Raw genomic sequence first — 510 nt, forward strand, 5'->3', positions numbered from 1 at the left:
ATCTTGTTCAGCGTCTTTCTCCAGTCGGGCGGGTCTTGAACCATCCAAGCCGGTGCTGGAAGCGGTTTCAGACACTGGACACGTGGCTTTGACGAGCAACCGGCGACGACCGGCAGCAACATCATCACGCAGAGCATCGATTTCAGATTTCGCATTGGCTAGTTCCTTTGTGTGCTTCACATCCAGTTCGTTTAGCATGGTGATATGTGAATTCTGATAGTTGATAGTGTCTGTGAGTTGCTGGATTTCTGACTGCTGTTGCTTTGTCACATGCCGCTCTTTCTGTAATGCAGAGTGATAGTAATAAGCTGTGAGTGAGACAATAATCAGTGCAATAAGCGTGTAGTAGTGAGCGTTGAATTTCATGATAAAAACATCGTTTTCTCAGATGCTCGTCGTGCATCTAAACCCGGTAATACTCGCCCACCCGCTTTATTCCACTCCATGAACTGATTCGCCGCACCCTTATAATCACCAGCGTTGAGCTTTTTAAGTAAAGTAGAACGGACG

General features: G+C 46.9%; 2 protein-coding genes. Both read right to left on the bottom strand.

The window, feature by feature from the left end; translation table 11 throughout:
- Positions 1–366: lysis protein (locus ACGF5R_RS24455; protein ID WP_387693236.1), on the bottom strand; the 366-nt coding region annotated here is incomplete at its 3' end.
- Positions 363–510, bottom strand: a 148-nt coding sequence (locus tag ACGF5R_RS24460; RefSeq protein ID WP_387693238.1) for a glycoside hydrolase family protein, incomplete at its 5' end; no start/stop codon positions are given. The genes ACGF5R_RS24455 and ACGF5R_RS24460, both read right to left, overlap by 4 nt.

This window comes from Photorhabdus sp. RM71S, from assembly GCF_042879355.1.
In the GTDB taxonomy this organism is placed as follows: domain Bacteria; phylum Pseudomonadota; class Gammaproteobacteria; order Enterobacterales; family Enterobacteriaceae; genus Photorhabdus; species Photorhabdus kayaii.